This is a genomic window from Paracoccus marinus, from assembly GCF_007018965.1.
Classification (GTDB): Bacteria; Pseudomonadota; Alphaproteobacteria; order Rhodobacterales; family Rhodobacteraceae; genus Paracoccus; species Paracoccus marinus.
In genome coordinates, this window is the sequence record NZ_VJYZ01000023.1 from 1 (window position 1) to 16,364 (window position 16,364).

Below are 16,364 nucleotides of genomic sequence, written 5' to 3' on the forward strand. Positions count from 1 at the left end.
TTTTCCTCATTCGTCTGCTCCTTCAGGTGGGGCAGACTCTACATCAGACTGAGGGATCGCGTGGGGGGCAGGTCACAGCCGAACCGCCGCCAGCCAGAGGCGCGCATCCATTCCACCCAGTCTTTCCAATAGGGCAGCCATTCACAGTCGCGATGGACGAGGCCGAGGTTGACCAGCAGCTGCGCGTCGTCGGCGACCGGAGCTGCGGTGAACACGCCCCGCATCAGCGCATCCCAATCGCCGAGCTTTTCCTTCGCGGCGCCGTAGTCGCGCTGTTGGGCATAGGGCGGAGAGGTGAACATCAGCGTGGCCTGATCGCCCTGCGTCAGCCTGGCCACCGCGGCGGGGTCGGTGGCGTCGCCGCAGCAGAGCCGGTGCTGGCCCAGCGCCCAGATGTCGCCGGGGCGGGTGATCGGTTCGGGCGGAGCTTCGGGGATGGTGTCGGCTGTGTCATCGTCGATGGGCGCGCGGTCTTCGCTGTCGACATGAAGCAGGGCGTCCAGTTCATCGTCGGGAATCCCGATCAACCCGAGGTCGAAATCCTCCGTCAGCAGCCTGCGCAGTTCCTCCAGCAGCAGCGCCTCGTCCCAGCCGCCCAGTTCGGTCAGCTTGTTGTCTGCAATGCGATATGCTCGCCGCTGTGCCTCGGTCAGGTGTCCGAGGACGATCACCGGCGCCTCGGCCAGACCAAGGTGCGCGGCGGCGAGGACGCGGCCATGCCCAGCAATCAACTCGCCGTCGGCGGCGACGAGGCAAGGAACGGTCCAGCCGAACTCGGCCATGCTCGCGGCGATGCGCGCCACCTAGTCGGCGTCGTGGATCTTGGCATTACGGGCGTAGGATTTGAGGTGGGCGAGCCGCTAATGTTCGATCCGGCCCGGCAGCAGCGGCGCTTTCATGCCGGGAGCCGCTTGGCCTTGAGGGCGGCGAAGCTCTCGCCGGTCTCCGCCAGCACCGCGTCCTCGCCAGGGAAAGACTGCCAGCGTTCGATGGCGACGTCGACATAGGCCGGGTTCATCTCGACGCCGTAGCAGACGCGGCCGGTGGTTTCCGCCGCGATCAGCGTGGTGCCGGATCCCATGAACGGTTCGAACACCGCCTGTCCGGGGCTGGAATTGTTCAGGATCGGGCGGCGCATGCATTCCACCGGCTTCTGGGTGCCGTGCACGGCGTCGGCATCCTGATCGCGGTTGGCGATGGCCCAGAGCGTCGTCTGCTTCCAATCTCCTGCCCAATGCCCAATGCCCCTTGCCCTTGGCCCGCACCGCATACCAGCAGGGTTCGTGCTGCCAGTGATAGTCGCCGCGGCTCAGCACCAGCCGGTCCTTGGCCCAGATGATCTGCGACCGGATGGCAAAGCCAGCGGCGGTGAGGCTTTCGGCCACGGTCGCCGCGTGCAGGGCTCCATGCCAGACATAGGCGACATCGCCAGGGAACAGCGCCCAGGCCTCGCGCCAGTCGGCGCGGTCGTCGTTCAGGACCCTGCCGGTGCGTCTGGTCTTTGCTGCACCCGCCTGGTTGCGCCAGGACGGATCGTATTCCACGCCATAGGGCGGATCGGTCACCATCAGCAGCGGCTTCACCTCGCCAAGCAGCCGGCCGACAACATCGGCTGAGGTGCTGTCGCCGCAAATCAGCCGGTGCGATCCCAGCTGCCAAAGGTCGCCCGGCACGGAGACCGGCGTGACCGGTTGTCCGGGAATGTCGTCCTCGCCTTCGACCGGGCCGTCGCCGCCCAGCGCCTCGGGGTCGCGCAGCAGCGCATCCAGATCCGCGTCGGTGATGCCCAGCAGCGACAGGTCGAAATCCTCGGCCAGCAGCCCCGCGATCTCGTCGCGCAACATCGCCTCGTCCCAGTCGCCGAGCTCGGTCAGCTTGTTGTCGGCGATGCGGTAGGCGCGGCGCTCGGCCTCGTCGAGATGGCCGAGCCGGATCACCGGCACGTCCTTCAGCCCGAGCAGGGTGGCGGCCAGCACCCGGCCGTGCCCGGCGATCAACTCGCCGTGTCCACGATCAGGGTCTGCCCGCGACCTAGGCCGAATGGCTGGGCGAGGTGCAGGACTGGTTCGTCGCCACCAGCGAGAGCGGCGAGGTGCCGGATGAACGCACGATCCGCCGCCGGCTCACCCCGATCTGGAAGGCGCTGCGGGGATCCGCGTGATCGCTCGAACCGGTGACGCGCGGCGGTCAGGCCGACTTCCGCGCCTCATCGGCATCATGCACCAGCTTCGGCCGGGGCCGGAACGCGCTGGCCACCGCATCGACACCCGCCCGCAAGGGCGAGTCCATCAGGTGCGCATAGCGCTGGGTGGTCTGCATCTGGCTGTGACCCAGCAGCTTGCCGATCATCTCCAGCGAAGCACCGCCGCTGACCAGAAGCGACGCGAAGGCGTGACGCAGATCATGGATCCGCACATCGTGAATGCCGACCGTCTTCTGGATCGCCGTCCAGAAACAGCGGATTTCCTTCACCGGCTGGCCGGGCACGTCGCCGGGAAACAGCAGCGGGCAGCCGCGCGGCACCAGCAGCTGGCGCTGGCGCACAATCGCCGCCGCCTCATCCGAGATCGGCAGCCGATGGATCTTGCGCTGCTTGGTCATGCTGGCGGGCTTCGTCCAGTTCAGGTGCTCAAGGTTGAAATGTTCGAACCGGGCCTGCCGCACCTCGCCCACGCGCGCGCCGGTCAGCATGCAGAGACGGATGGTGTCGGTCGCACGGCGGTCCTCGGCCGCGTCAAGCGCCTCGGCCAGCCTGCGGATTTCCTCGCGGCTCCCACAGCGTGTCGTCGACGATCCGCAACCTCGGCACGTCGGTGATGACCCAGTCGTTTTCCGAGTTCAGGCGCGAGATCCGCTTGCCTGTGCCCGGATCTTTGACGTAGCGGAGCCGGTTCCAGACCCGGCGGCCGACGTAGAGCTCGTTGTTCAGGATCCCGGTGCCGCGCTCGCGGTTGCCGAGGATCGTCGAGGTGCCCCAGTGTCCGCCATTCGGGCCGGCGATCTTCTGCGGCGAGGTACCCTTGGGGTAATCCTCGAAGATCCGTCGCATCACTACCGCCTGAGCCGGATCGATCGCGCGGTCGCCCCGGACCGGTTCGCCTGCCGCGTTGAACCGGGTGACCGCCTTGTAGCCGTAGGTCAGCCCGTCCGCGGACTTGCCCGCGAGCGCCCGACGAGATATTGCAGAGGATCAACCGCTCGGCCGCCCGGCCCGCCATCGTCCGGGCGAGGTCAGCGTGCCAGTCGCGGAGCAGGCCGGTATGGGCCACGCGGGCGGTCCAGGCCTTGCGGCCCTCCGGCTTGAGCAAGAGGCGGGTGACGCGACCGATGCCGAGCGCGGTCGCGACGATAGCGTGGCCGCACTCGTGCAGAGCGATGCGATGCTCGGTTGCCGGCTGCGCCGAACGGTCGCCGAGCGCCGCGACCAGGTCGTCGACCCGCAGCTTCCGTCGTGCTGCCCGGGCGCTGGACCGGCGGCGCGGAGCGTGGCGTCGATCGTCGCGGCGCTCTGGCCACTGCCGGCGCGGGTAAGCCGCGCGATTGCTCTGGCGTCAGGTTCAAGTCCAGCGCGCATGAGGCCCGTCGCGTAGCGTCCGCTTAATCGCTTGCCGCCCGGGCGGCGGCACCTGAACCTTGCTGCCGAAAACGTTCGGCCGCAGCACCGACGGGTCGATCGCCTGCGGGTGGTTGCAGGTGCCGACGACGAGCACGCCCGGCATCCGGGCGAGCCCGTCGAGATCCTCGAGAAAGCCGTTGATGACCTGCCTGCGGTAGTTCTCGTTGTGGGTGTCGGGTGCCGACCGGCTTCCCACGGCATCGATTTCGTCGATGACGAGGACCGCGGGAGCGGCGGCGCGGGCCTCGGCGAAGGTCCGGCGCATCGCCCCCAGCATCTGGCCAAGATGGCCGGCAGCCTGCCACTGAACGAAGCCACCGTGCACCAGCTTGGCGCCGGCGCTGCCGGCCATGGCACGGGCGAGGAAGGACTTGCCGGTGCCCGGCTCGCCGAAGAACAGGACCGAGCGCTGCACCTCGGCCGTCTCGGCCTGTCCGCCGGGGCAGCCTAGCCGAAAACTACAGCTTCAAACGGTTCAGTTTTCAGGAGGTAGAGCAGTGCGGGAACAACCGGATTCGCTGACCCGAGCACCCCTCTCGCAGCCTTGCCGATCAGCCGATACCGCATCCGGTGGTCTAGCGGCCCGGTGCGGTCGATGGCGATGGGCGGCTCGCCGACGGAGATGAAGTGGGAAACGTCAAGGTGATCCTGCGCTCGCGATTACTAGTAGCCCGGACGGGGCGCCGGCGCGCCCGTTGATATTCGGGGCGCCCCATCTTGATAATGTGAGGCTACAGGGGCCACCATCATGCCCTGCAACAGCGGCAGCACCTGAAGTTCGCACCCGTAGACCTTGTTGAGGCGCGGTGCTGTCAGAACCTCGCCCGGTGTTCCGAAGGCCGCCACCCGGCCGCCATGCAGCAGGAGCACGTGATTGACGTGGGCCGCCGTGAGATTGAGATCGTGCAGCACCGCGATCACACCGCCACCCTCGGCCGCAAAGCTGCGCGCGAGGCGCATGACCATCAGCTGGTGGCCGATATCAAGGCTGCTCACCGGCTCGTCCAGCAGCAACCAGCGCGGGCCATCGGTACCAACTGCCGGTCCCGCCTGCGCCAGTACCCGCGCCAGATGAACGCGCTGCTGCTCGCCTCCCGACAGCTGCTGGAACAAGCGGCCGCCGTAGCCCGCAAGGTCCACGCGGGCAAGGGACTGCTCGATGGCCGACCCGGTGTTCCTGGCGCCGCCCGCCTCGGCGCCAAGGCGCACGACCTCGGCGACGGTGAAGGGAAATGACAGCGGCGTCGATTGTGCCAGCACGGCGCGCATGGTCGCCATCAGGGACGCAGCCGTGCCCCGCATGTCGCGGCCGTTCAGGGTCAGCCGGCCCGTGGAGGAGAGCTCTCCGGTGATCGCCCGCATCAGCGTCGTTTTGCCCGACCCGTTCGGGCCGATGATCGCAGTGACCTCGCCCGCGCGGGCGGTCAGGTTGATGCCGGTCAGCACGTCGCGACGGCCGAGCTTCACGCAGAGATCGCGGACAATCAGGCTCACAGGTCCAGCACTCCGCGCTGGCGCAGCAGGATGGCGATGAAGACAGGCCCCCCGGCGATTGCGGTGATGATGCCGATCGGCAGTTCCGAGGGCGCGACGATGGTGCGGCTGATGAGGTCGGCGAGCACCAGAAGCACCGCCCCGAGAAGCGCCGCGTTGGGCAACAGGCGGCGGTGATCCGGCCCGGTTGCAAGCCGCAAGAGATGCGGCACCACCAAGCCAACGAAGCCGATCCCGCCAGATATCGCCACCGCAGCGCCGATCGAGGCGGCGACGGTCAGCACCGCCATGCGCTTGGTGCGCTCTACCGGCAGGCCCATGTGGAACGCCGCGGCCTCCCCCAGCGCGAGGCCGTTCAGCCCGCGTGCGAGGAACGGCGCGGCGACCAGCGCCGCCATCATCAGCGGGCCGGCGGCGATGAGTTGCGGCCAGCTGGCCCCGGCGAGGCTGCCCATGCTCCAGAAGGTGAGCGTGCGCAGCTGGCTGTCGTCGGCGAGATAGATCAGCAGGCCCGAGGCCGCACCGGTCAGCGCTGCCAGGGCGATCCCTCCCAGCAGCATTGTTGCGACCGAGGTCCGGCCATGTCGTGAAGCAATGGCATAAAGGACCAGCGTCGCGGTGAGCCCGCCGACGAAGGCCGCGAGCGGGACCAGATGCACTCCGGCCACGGCCGCGAGCGCAGGGGGCAGCGCCCCGCCCAGCACGATTGCCGTGATCGCCCCCAGGCCCGCGCCGGCAGACACGCCGACCAGTCCCGGATCGGCCAGGGGGTTGCGGAAGAGCCCCTGCATCACCGCGCCCGACACCGCCAGCGCCGCGCCGACCAGCAGTCCCATCACGAGGCGGGGCAGACGGATCTGGAACAGGACAAGGCTTTCGGAAGGTTCCAGGGCCTCGCCGCGCGACAGCGCCGCCAGTGTATCGACCAGCGACACGCCCGATGCCCCGGCGCCAAGCGACAGAAGCGATACCGTCAGCACCGCTGCGACCAGAACCAGTGTCATGCGCCGGGCAAGCCCGCCGCGATCGCCGTCGGCCTCGATTCGAATGGCGGCGGGATCTGCGGCAACCACGTCCGTCACTCCGCCAGGGCGCGGGACAGATCGCGCACCGCGTCGGCGGTGCGCGGACCGAAGCCCAGAAGATAGAGCCCGTCCATCCGCACTACATGCCGCTCGCGTCCCGCAGGGGTGGCTGCCAGTGCGGGGTTCGACAGCAATCCGTTGATCGCACTGTCGTCGTCCGGCTCGCTTTCCGGATCCGCGGCGCCCCGGTTCATCATTACGATCACCTCGGGTGCGGCCCCGGCCAGCGCCTCGCTGGTCAGCGGCTTGTAGCCCTCGAACCCGGCGACCGCGTTAACGCCGCCCGCAAGCCGGATCATCGCGTCCGCCGCGGTTCCGGTGCCGCTGACGAGGATGCGCCCTCCGTCCGCCGCCATCACGAACAGCACGCGGCGATGGGGTTGGCCCTCCGCCTTGGCGGTGACCTGCGCCAGCTCATCGGTCACGGCGGCGGCGAGCGCCTCGGCCCGGTCCCCGGCCCCGAGCGCATTTCCCACGACGCGAATGCGCTCGGCCACGCCTTCCGCGTCGAAAGCCTCGGGCACGGTGACGAACGGCACGCCGCCGGATCGCAGCAGTTCGACCGTGGCCGGCGGACCCGCGCCTTCCTCGGCTAGGATCAGGTCGGGGCGGACCGACAGCACGCCTTCGGGCGACAGAGCGCGGACATAACCGAGGTCGGGCAGCGCGCGGACAGTCTCCGGCATCGTCGAGGTGGTGTCGCGGCCGACCAGCCGGTCGCCCTTGCCAAGCGCCGCTACGATCTCCGTCACCGAGCCGCCCAGCGAGACCACCCGTTCCTGCGCCGCCGCGCCAAGCGGCGCCACCGCGAAGGCGAGGCCGAGAACGGCGCGGATCACGCCGCAAGCTCCGGCAGGGCTGCGACGCGGGCCGCCCATGCCTCGGGATCACCGGCCCGGTCGGCGCGCAGGCCGAAGACCTGCAGGATCAGCGAGCCTCGGGCGTCGAATGCCTCGACCGAGATTGCCGGCCCGCGCTGGGTGGGCTTTTCCACCGCCCAGACTTCGGCCACATAATCGGCGCGCAGATGCAGGTTGAATCGCGGGTCCATGACGTTCAGCCACGGACCCGTCGGTTTCAGCGTATGGATCGGGCCCGAATGGATCTCAATGCAGCCCATGTTGCCGACGAAGATCATCGACCCCATGCCGTCGCCAGCCAGCTGCTCCAGCAACAGCGACAGCGCCTGGGGAGCAAGCGGGCGGGTGAAGGGCGCGCCCGCGATGCGATAGGCGCCGAGGCGGTTCATCTTCATCTTGCGGACCAGCGTGTTGAACTGGTGCGTGTCGGTCATCCGGGTCCATTCGCGCCGGAGGATGTCGATCTTCTCGGGCGCGGATTTCGCCGGTTCGACAGCGGCGCGAGGGGTGAAAGCCGCACTGTCCGACTGATCCTCGACTGCCAGCGCCTGCTTCAGCGTCTCCCACGCGGCAAGGTTGGACGCGGCGCGCAGGTGGATCTTGTGGACCGCATCGCCCGTCGCATCGAACACCTGCACAGAACGGCGCGGGCCGGCCTCGCCCGGCACCTCGACCGCGAAGGCATGGACCCACCGCGACGGAAAGATCCGCAGATCGATTTCCTTGTCCAGCGTCATCGCGGCGTGGTTGCCGGGGTGGTAGTCCCGATAGACGCCCACCTTCTCGATCACGCACGAGGGATTGCGGGTCAGCGCCATGACCTCGCCCAGCGGCTCGACCAGCGGGATCAGCCGGTCGGGCGTCGCGTCGATTCGCACCGCACCATGACCCACGCGGGCGGCGACCAGCGCTCCCTCGGGGATACCGAGGTTTGCGGCGAGGTCATGCGGGCGGACGGTAGAATTTGCCAGCTCGGCCCGCAGCGCGGAGGGGTCGGCAGCGGTTTTGATCGGGCTTTGATCGGTCATGTCGTCCTTCCGGGGCTCACTCAGCTACTGCATCAAACGGACGCGGCACGTTCTTGACTGAAACTATCGGGTTCTCTACCCAACGCAAGACGGAACCCGCAGCCGCCTCCCGCAGCCACGGAGATTCCCCTGTAGATCCTCGTGGCATGGGAGCCAAAGATGACCATGACTGCCCGCCGCGCCGTGCTGCTTGCCGGTGCCGCTTTCCTTACCCCTCTGACTGCCCTGGGGCAGGAATCCGACAGCTTGACGCTGGACACCATAGTCCTGCGTGCGGGCCAGCCGCGCGTCGCCTCGGGCGTGCCGCAAGCGGTGACGGTAATCGACGAGGACGAGCTGACGGCGATCGAGCCCGCCACCATCGGCGACGTGCTGGACGTTGTGCCGGGCGTGTCCGGCGTCGGCTCGTCCAGCTTCTTCGGGCAGTCCTTCAACATCCGCGGCATCGGCGAGGGGATCGCCGCGTCGGAGTCGTCGATCGTGCAACTGCTGGACGGCGAGCAGAAGTACTACGAAAGCTACAGGCAAGGCTCGCTGTTCGTCGAACCCGACTTCCTCAAGCGGGTGGAGGTGCTGCGCGGGCCGGGGTCGTCCACACTCTACGGTTCGGGCGCGCTCGGCGGCGTCGTCGCTATGGAGACGATCGAGCCCGAGGACCTGCTGACCGAAGGCCGCAAGGTCGGTGGCCGCGTCAAGCTGGGTTACGCCACGAACCCCGACACCCGCTTCGGCAGCATCGCCAGCGCTTGGCGCGCGGGTGAGCGCACGACGGCGCTGGCCGCCTTCGCGCTGCGCGACCTGGGCGACAGCACCGACCCCGACGGCGACCGGCTAATCCGGTCGAACTCGCTGGCGCCGAACCTGCTGCTGAAGCTGAACCACGACCTGAACGACGAGCAGCGGCTGCGCTTCAGCTATGTCGGCCTTCGCGCGGACGGCGAGGATCAGGACTTCAACCAGCAGGAAGGACCCCAGATCGGCCTGTTCCCCGGCTTTTCGGGCTGGGGGGTCGGCGACATCCTGACCGAGGACCACACGGCTCGCGCGATCTGGGAATACGATCCGACGGACAACCCCTTCGTCGATGTCGCGGTGACGCTGTCCTACAGCGACACCTTGAAGCGGATCGAGCAGGGCGATGATCCCGACGAGCCGATCATGCCCAGCCTGCTGGGCGAGCGCAGCTACGGGCTGTGGAAGCTGAAGGCGGTCAACGTGGCCGACCTGTCCACGGGCGAGGTCGAACATTACCTGACCTTCGGCGCCGAGATATCGACCCAGGACCGGACATCGACCGTGCCCTCGTCCTCGCATCCCGAGGCGACGACCGATAGGCAGGCCGCCTATGCGCTGTCGGAACTGACAAGGGGACGGCTGACGATCAATACCGGCCTGCGCGTCGAGCATCAGGAGACGACGCCGGCCGGCAGCGTCACCGCCACGGACGAAAAGGTCAGCGAAACCGCCATCGAGCCGCAGATCGCCGCGATTTACCGGCTGAACGACAGCTGGTCGGCGTTCGGCTCCCTCGCGCGGGTCGAGCGGTTGCCGACCGCCGACGAGCTTTACGACAGCTTCATGGGCGGCGCGCCCTCGCCCGACCTGAAGCCGGAACGCGGCGTCAATACCGAGATCGGCCTTTCCTGGCGCGGACAGGACTTGTTCGGCGCGGGCGGCGAGGCGGCGGTCAAGGTCACGCTGTTCCACAACGACATCACCGACCGCATCACCCGCACCAACGCGCCCTTCCCGGTCCCAGCCTATGTCAACGTGGCCGAGGTGACGCTGAAAGGCGGCGAGATCGAGGCCAGCTACGCCAGCGGCCCGCTGTCGCTGAACGCCGGTCTGTCCGTCGTGGCCGGGGAAGACGGCGACGGCGAGGTCGTGGACTCGCTTCCCAACGACCGGATCGGCATCGGCGCCTCCTGGCAGGCAGGCCCCGCCTGGAAGGTCGGCGGCTTCAGCACCTTCGCCGCCGGCCGCGACAAGGCCGACGGGACGCATCGCGGAGGCTATGCGGTTCACGACCTCTTTGCGATCTGGTCCCCGCAGCAGGGTTCGCTTTCGGGTGTGCAGATGAGGTTCGGGATCGACAACGCGCTCGACAAAACCTACGTGCCGGCGACCTGGACCACCGGCCCGGCGCCCGGCCGGAACTTCGCCGTGTCGCTCACGCGGGCGTTCTGACGAAGGCACAGGATTAAGCCTGACCGGAATAAATCCTGCCCCCGCAACCAAAAAGAAGACCAACCCCGCTGCATCCGCCGCGGGGTTTTTGCTTGTCGGAAATCGCCTTGGCTTTGGATTAGGCTATGGACCCGCAGGGTAGGGGCGGCGCGCAGAGCGGAAGCGGCGTGCGGGATACGAGGACACGGGCGAACCGGGTCTCAGCAGCGGGCGGTATAGGGACGGATTGCAGGTCCTGCAGGCGCCCTCGATCGCGCTAGGTCAGCTGTCCACGGGTACCCCGATCACGGCATTCATCGCGGTCTCCACTGCCAGCTCCACCCGCCTGCCTGTCCACCGGCAGCGGCGGCCGCCCCTGACCCGAGACTGCCGCCACCTGTCCTCAGCCGCAGATCAGCCCCCGAACCCCCGCAGGCAAAGCCGCTCCAGCGATCGCACGTCCAGCTCCTCCAGCCCCAAAGGCCCCAGCAGGTCGTTGTCACCCGCCAGGTCGCGCCCCACCGCGCCAGAAAACAGCGCGATCCCGGCCTCGTGCAACCGCGCAGGAACCCCCGCGATCCGGCCAAGCAGCGCCGTCGAGACAAGCCCGTACGGCACGTCCTCGAAAATGTAGCGGCTGTCCATCGTCGACGGGCCCGTCCCCGCGTCGCCACGCCGGAACATCTGCTGGTTCATCTCGTGAACGCTCCCCTCGGGAACGTGAAACGACAACGAAAAATGCTGGAAAACCGTCCGCACCTGCAGGCCGAAGCGGTCGGCAATGGCAAGGCTTACCGGAGCCCGCCGGTGATCAACACGGCGCGGGGCAACCGCGACTAGGCGTCCCCTTACGAGCAATCAACATCTGTAGCATTTGCCGATGAGCTTTTGCGCCGTGCCGCTTGGCGGCCGGCGCAAAAGCATGGTGGCTTATCGCTCACGCAAAGCCCCACGCTGTGAAGCGTGAAGTAACTCTCGCTGATATCTCAGTCGCGGGCAGCCCCGCCCAGCACGACCACGCGCGGGTCGGTCGGCGGGAACTCGGCCTTGCCGTACTCCTCTTCGAGCTTCGCGCGCACGATCTTCAGCGTGGGGGTCAGGCAGCCGTTCCCGGGGGTCCAGTCGTCTTCGACCAGCACGGCGAGGCCCAGACGCTCGTGGGGTTCCAGCGTGGTGTTCACCTCTGCCAGTTCCTTGCGGATCAGCGCCGCGATCGCTGCGCGTGCCGCCGGGTCCGCCAGCTCCGCCCGCTTCTCGGCCGAGGGAAGCAGCAGGGCGATGGGGGCGCTGCGGCCGGCGCCCATGACGCACACCGCCTCGATCCCCGGCAGCTGGATCGCGTTCTCGATCGGCACGGGGGCCACGTATTTCCCCTTGGCGGTCTTGAAGATGTCCTTGGTCCGCCCGGTGATCGTCAGCGCGCCGTGGCGGTCGATCGTCCCGCGATCGCCCGTCCGCAGGAAGCCGTCGGGCGTCATGGCCGCGGCCGTAAGTTCGGGTTCGCGGTGATAGCGCAGCATCTGTCCCGGGCTCCGCACGAGAATCTCGCCCGTCTCGTCGATCCGTGCGTCGACCCCCTCAAAACAGGTCCCGACCTGACCGGGGACAATGCGGCCGTGTTCCGTGAAGTGCGACATCGCGAAGTTTTCCGACATGCCGTAGCCTTCCAGCACCTGCAGCCCCAGCCGCTTGTACCAGTGGATGAGGTCGGGCGAGATCGGGGCTGTTCCCGACGCGGCCATGCGGACCTGATCCAGCCCCAGTTTGCGCAGGATCTTGCGCTTGATCAGCCGCGACACGCCGGGAATCGCGAACAGGATCGCCTGCTTGCGCGGCGGCAGCGCCTCGTCCACGCCCTGGCGGAACTTGGTCCACAGCCGCGGCACCGACAGGAACACGGTGGGCCGGGCGCGGGCGATGTCTTCGGAGAAGGTCGCAAGCGACTGGGTGAAGAAGATGTGCAGCCCGTAGTAAAGGGCCATCCCCTCCATCATGCGCTCGGCCACGTGAGCGAGGGGCAGGTACGACAGAAGCCGGTCCGAGGGCAGGACGCCGTTGCGGCCCTCGAGCCCCCGCTGGATCGCCAGCATGGAGGCGAAGCTGTGGACCACGCCCTTGGGGCGGCCGGTGCTGCCCGAGGTATAGACGATGGTGGCCACGTCGTCCTTGCCGGGCGTCGCGACATCGGTGAGCGGCGCGTGGGCCATGACTTCGGCCCAGCTGGTGCCGGCCTCGGAAGGCGCCATGGGCAGGGCGACGAGCGGCAGGTTGGGCGGGAGCGATTGCTTGATCTCGGGCCAGTTGTCGCTGGTGCCGTCCAGCTTGCCGATGATGAGCAGTTTCGTCTCGGCGTGGTCGAGGACGTAGCGCGCGGTTCCGCCCGACATGGTGGGATATTGCGGAACGCTGATCATCCCGGCCATCATGATCGCGACGTCCGCAATGACCCAGTGCGCGCTGTTCTTGCCCAGCAGGGCGACATGGCTGCCCGCCGGCAGGCCCAGGGACCGGATGCAGGCGGCAAGGCGACGGGCCTGGTCGCCGACCTCGGCCCATGTGTAGTCCGTCACGCCGTCGGTCGTGGGCTGGGTCAGGAAGACGCCGTCGGGCTTTGTCTTTTCCCAGTGCAGGAAGCTGTGCAGCAGGGTGGGGGCGGACTGTCGTGCCATCGTTCCTCGTTGTGTCATGAGCTGCGTCCGGGCACGCCCTGCCCGCCGGGGTCGAACGAAGCGGCCGGCGCGAGGTCGCGCCGGCCGTTGTCTGTCAGGTTACCAGCCGGCGGGAATGCGGAACCGCTCGCCGTGTTTGTCGGCCAGTTCGTTCGCGCGCTTGGTGAACGCCTCGCGGCCGATCTGGTCGACGAAGCGGTGGATGCCCCCGGTCCAGGCCGGGAAGCCGATGCCGAAGATCGAACCGATGTTCAGCTCGCGCGGGCTGTCCAGCACGCCTTCGACCTGGACCCGGATCGCATCCACGGCCTGCGCGTAAAGCAGCCGGTCGCGCAGTTCGGCCGGGTCGAAACGGCTTTCGGCGGCGGGGAAGTGCTGCGCCAGTTCGGGCGACAGACGCTTCTCGGCCCCTTCGGCATAGTCGTAGAAGCCCTTGCCGCCGGCTGCCCGGCCGCTGCGGCCGTTCGCGACCATCTTTTCCAGCACCAGCATGCCGGGATGGCGCTGGTTCGATGCCGCGGCACCCGAGGCGACCGCCGTCTTTTCGACCTGGAGCGGCAGGGTCAGCGTCACCTCATCGAGCACCGCGAGCGGGCCGACCGGCATGCCCGCCTGCCGCGCGACGTTCTCGATCATGGCCGGGGGAACGCCCTCGGCGATCATCGCGGCGCCTTCGCTGATGTACTGGCCGAACACGCGGCTGGTGAAGAACCCGCGCGCGTCGTTGACCGTGATCGGGACCTTGCCGATCTGCAGCACGAAGTCGATCGCGCGCGATTCGGTGTCGGGGCTGGTTTCCTTGCCGCGGATGATCTCGACCAGCTGCATCTTGTCCACGGGGCTGAAGAAGTGCAGCCCGATGAAGCGGTCGGAATGGGCGCTGGCCTTGGCCAGGTCGGTGATCGGGATGGTCGAGGTGTTCGATGCGAAGATGCCGCCGTCCGCCAGGAACGGCTCGGCCTTCCGGGTCACGTCGGCCTTGATCGCGGGATCCTCGAACACGGCCTCGATGACAAGGTCGCAGCCCTGCAGCGCGGCGAAGTCGGTCGTGGCCGTGATCCGGTCCAGCACCGCCTGGCTTTCCGCCTGGTCCATCCGCCCGCGCGAAACGCGCTTGGCGAGCAGCTTTTCGGAATAGCCCTTGCCCTTGTCGGCGCGGTCCTGAGCGGTGTCGATCAGCACCACCTCGATCCCCTTGATCGCGGCGGAATAGGCGATGCCCGCGCCCATCATGCCGGCGCCCAGAACGCCCAGCTTGCCGACGACCAGCTTGTCCACGTCGGTCGGGCGGGCGTCGCCCGACTTGAGCGCGTTCAGGTCGGTGTAGAACGTGCCGATCAGGTTATGAGCGACCGGGTCCTTCAGCAGCTTGACGAGATAGCGCGTCTCGATCCGCAGGGCGGTGTCGAAATCGACCTGCGCCCCTTCAAGGGCGGCCGCCAGGATCGCTTCGGGCGCGGGCATGGTGCGCAGCGCCTTGGCGGTCAGCATCGCGGGCGCGACCATCTGCAGCTGTATGACCGAGGGCGACATGAACGGCGCGCCGCCCGGCAGCTTGTGACCCTTGGCGTCCCACGGCTTCACCGGCTTGGGGTTCGCGGCGATGAACGCCCGCGCCTTGGCCTCGGCGTCGGCGCGGTCGTCGGCGAGGTCAACCAGCCCTTGCGCGGCCGCCTCTTGCGGCGCGATCTGCCTGCCTTCGGCCAGCATCGGCAGCGCCGCCTGCAGGCCCAGCATGCGGACCATGCGGACGACCCCGCCCGCGCCGGGCAGCAGGCCAAGCTGCACTTCGGGCAGGCCCAGCTTGGTGCGGGGATCGTTCACCGCGATGCGGGCGTGGCAGGCGAGCGCCAGTTCGAACCCGCCGCCAAGCGCCGCGCCCTCGATCAGCGCGACGACCGGCTTGCCCAGCTTCTCGATCCGGCGCAGCTGCGCCTTGATCGTCTCGACTTCCTCGAAGATCGCTTCCGCCGGCTGCTGCTGCGCGTTGGCGAATGCGGTGATGTCGCCGCCGGCGAAGAACGACTTCTTGGCCGACCGCAGGATCGCGCCCTTGACGTCGTCCTGCGCCAGCCGGTCCACCGTGGCGGCGAAGGACGGCACGAAGCCCGCGTCCATCAGGTTGACCTGGCCCGGCCAGTCCATGGTGCAGGTGGCGATGCCGCTGTCGTCGACCTCGATGGTGATGTGGTTCACGCTGCTCTCGGTCACTTCGTTTCTCCGTTCACGAAATCGGTGACGCGCTCGACGATCACCGTGTTGCCCATGCCGCCGCCGACGCAGAGCGTGCAGAGGCCATAGCGCTTGTCCTGCCGTTCCAGCTCGTCCAGCACGGTGCCGACGAGGATGGCGCCGGTGGCACCCAGCGGGTGGCCCATGGCGATGGCGCCGCCGTTGACGTTCACCTTGTCATGGCTGACGCCCATGTTCCGCATCATCTGCATGGGGACGATGGCGAACGCCTCGTTCACCTCGAACAGATCGATGTCCTCGACCGACAGGCCGGCCGAGGCCAGCGCCTTTTCGCTGGCCGGGGTCGGGCCGGTCAGCATGATCGTGGGCTCGGTCCCGACGCGGCCGATGCTGACGATGCGCCCGCGCGGCTTCAGGCCCAGTTCGCGCCCGATCGCCTCGGACCCCATCAGGACCAGCGCCGCGCCGTCCACGATGCCCGAGCTGTTGCCGGCGGTGTGGACGTGGTCCACGCGCTCGACCTCGGGGTATTTCATCTGGGCGACGGCGTTGAAGCCGATCGCGCCCTGCTCGGCGAACGAGGTGCGCAGACCGCCCAGCGTTTCCGTGCTGGCGTCGGCGCGGGGCAGCTCGTCGCGTTCAAGGATGGTGATGCCGTTCATGTCCTTGACCGGCACGATGCTGCCGGCAAAGCGATCCTCGGCCCACGCGGCCGTGGCGCGGCGGTGGCTTTCGACGGCATAGGCGTCCACGTCCTCGCGGGTGACGCCTTCCATCGTGGCGATCAGGTCGGCGCTGATGCCCTGGGGCACGAAATACATCTTCATCGCGCTGGCCGGATCGAACAGCGACCCGCCGCTTGCGCCCATGGGCACGCGGCTCATGCTTTCGACGCCGCCGGCGACGATCAGCTGGTCCCAGCCCGACCGGATGCGCTGCGCTGCCTGCTGCACCGCTTCCAGCCCCGAGGCGCAGAAGCGGTCGATCTGGACGCCGGGAACCGCGTGGTCCCAGGACGACAGCAGGACCGCACCGCGGCCGATGTCGAAACCCTGGTCCATGACCGGGCTGACGCAGCCCAGGACAACGTCATCGACCCGCGAGGTGTCGAGATCGTTGCGTTCCTTGAGCGCGTCGAGCAGGCCCGCGGCCAGCGCCGTCGGCTTGATCTCGTTCAGCGCGCCGCCGGCCTTGCCGCGGCCGCGCGGGGTGCGGACGGCGTCGTAGATATAGACTTCTTCCATTCCTAAACC

Annotated in this window: 11 protein-coding genes and 3 pseudogenes; 1 reads left to right on the plus strand and 13 read right to left on the minus strand. The window is 68.3% G+C overall.

Annotated elements, in window-relative coordinates; genetic code table 11:
• Positions 1 to 77: 77 nt before the first annotated feature.
• The 9 genes and pseudogenes from FNF32_RS10695 to FNF32_RS10740 form a co-directional block, all read right to left on the minus strand.
• Positions 78 to 899, minus strand: a pseudogene (locus FNF32_RS10695) (DNA modification methylase); the annotation flags it as partial.
• A pseudogene (locus FNF32_RS10700) lies at positions 896 to 2,003 on the minus strand (DNA modification methylase); the annotation flags it as partial. The pseudogenes FNF32_RS10700 and FNF32_RS10695, both read right to left, overlap by 4 nt.
• A gap of 184 nt (positions 2,004 to 2,187) precedes the next feature.
• Positions 2,188 to 2,772, minus strand: a pseudogene (locus FNF32_RS10705) (site-specific integrase); the annotation flags it as partial.
• Positions 2,735 to 3,049: a recombinase family protein gene (locus tag FNF32_RS10710; protein WP_342778053.1), complete on the minus strand. Its 315-nt coding sequence runs from the start codon at positions 3,047 to 3,049 to the stop codon at positions 2,735 to 2,737. The gene FNF32_RS10710 and the pseudogene FNF32_RS10705, both read right to left, overlap by 38 nt.
• A 508-nt stretch (positions 3,050 to 3,557) precedes the next feature.
• Complete coding sequence (locus tag FNF32_RS10720; protein ID WP_131674389.1) at positions 3,558 to 4,031, minus strand: ATP-binding protein; 474 nt, start codon at positions 4,029 to 4,031, stop codon at positions 3,558 to 3,560.
• A 248-nt stretch (positions 4,032 to 4,279) separates the two neighbouring features.
• The gene (locus tag FNF32_RS10725) at positions 4,280 to 5,110 is read right to left on the minus strand and encodes a heme ABC transporter ATP-binding protein (protein WP_131674388.1); all 831 of its coding nucleotides are present in this window, start codon (positions 5,108 to 5,110) and stop codon (positions 4,280 to 4,282) included.
• Entirely contained in the window at positions 5,107 to 6,114 is a 1,008-nt protein-coding gene (locus FNF32_RS10730; protein WP_131674394.1) for a FecCD family ABC transporter permease, read from the minus strand. Before FNF32_RS10730 ends, FNF32_RS10725 begins: the two co-directional genes overlap by 4 nt.
• Before the next feature lie 74 nt (positions 6,115 to 6,188).
• Positions 6,189 to 7,034 carry a heme/hemin ABC transporter substrate-binding protein gene (locus tag FNF32_RS10735; protein ID WP_131674387.1) on the minus strand — a complete coding sequence of 282 codons (846 nt, stop codon included), beginning with the start codon at positions 7,032 to 7,034 and terminating at the stop codon, positions 6,189 to 6,191.
• Positions 7,031 to 8,083 (minus strand): hemin-degrading factor, encoded by a 1,053-nt coding sequence (locus tag FNF32_RS10740; RefSeq protein ID WP_131674386.1) that lies wholly within the window; start codon positions 8,081 to 8,083, stop codon positions 7,031 to 7,033. The genes FNF32_RS10735 and FNF32_RS10740 overlap by 4 nt, the downstream gene beginning before the upstream one ends.
• 159 nt (positions 8,084 to 8,242) lie before the next feature.
• On the opposite strand from FNF32_RS10740, the gene FNF32_RS10745 reads away from it, so the two are divergent.
• On the plus strand, positions 8,243 to 10,270 hold the full coding sequence (locus tag FNF32_RS10745) for a TonB-dependent receptor domain-containing protein (protein WP_131674385.1): 2,028 nt from the start codon (positions 8,243 to 8,245) through the stop codon (positions 10,268 to 10,270).
• Between the two features lie 393 nt (positions 10,271 to 10,663).
• Here FNF32_RS10745 and FNF32_RS10750 read toward each other — a convergent pair whose 3' ends face one another.
• From FNF32_RS10750 to FNF32_RS10765, 4 genes are all read right to left on the minus strand, one after another.
• The gene (locus FNF32_RS10750; protein ID WP_246087786.1) at positions 10,664 to 11,008 is read right to left on the minus strand and encodes an NAD/NADP octopine/nopaline dehydrogenase family protein; all 345 of its coding nucleotides are present in this window, start codon (positions 11,006 to 11,008) and stop codon (positions 10,664 to 10,666) included.
• Between the two features lie 227 nt (positions 11,009 to 11,235).
• Positions 11,236 to 12,918 (minus strand): AMP-binding protein, encoded by a 1,683-nt coding sequence (locus FNF32_RS10755; RefSeq protein ID WP_131674383.1) that lies wholly within the window; start codon positions 12,916 to 12,918, stop codon positions 11,236 to 11,238.
• A 99-nt stretch (positions 12,919 to 13,017) separates the two neighbouring features.
• Entirely contained in the window at positions 13,018 to 15,129 is a 2,112-nt protein-coding gene (locus FNF32_RS10760) for a 3-hydroxyacyl-CoA dehydrogenase NAD-binding domain-containing protein (protein ID WP_246087787.1), read from the minus strand.
• Positions 15,126 to 16,355 carry an acetyl-CoA C-acetyltransferase gene (locus FNF32_RS10765; RefSeq protein WP_131674382.1) on the minus strand — a complete coding sequence of 410 codons (1,230 nt, stop codon included), beginning with the start codon at positions 16,353 to 16,355 and terminating at the stop codon, positions 15,126 to 15,128. The genes FNF32_RS10760 and FNF32_RS10765 overlap by 4 nt, the downstream gene beginning before the upstream one ends.
• Positions 16,356 to 16,364: the final 9 nt, after the last annotated feature.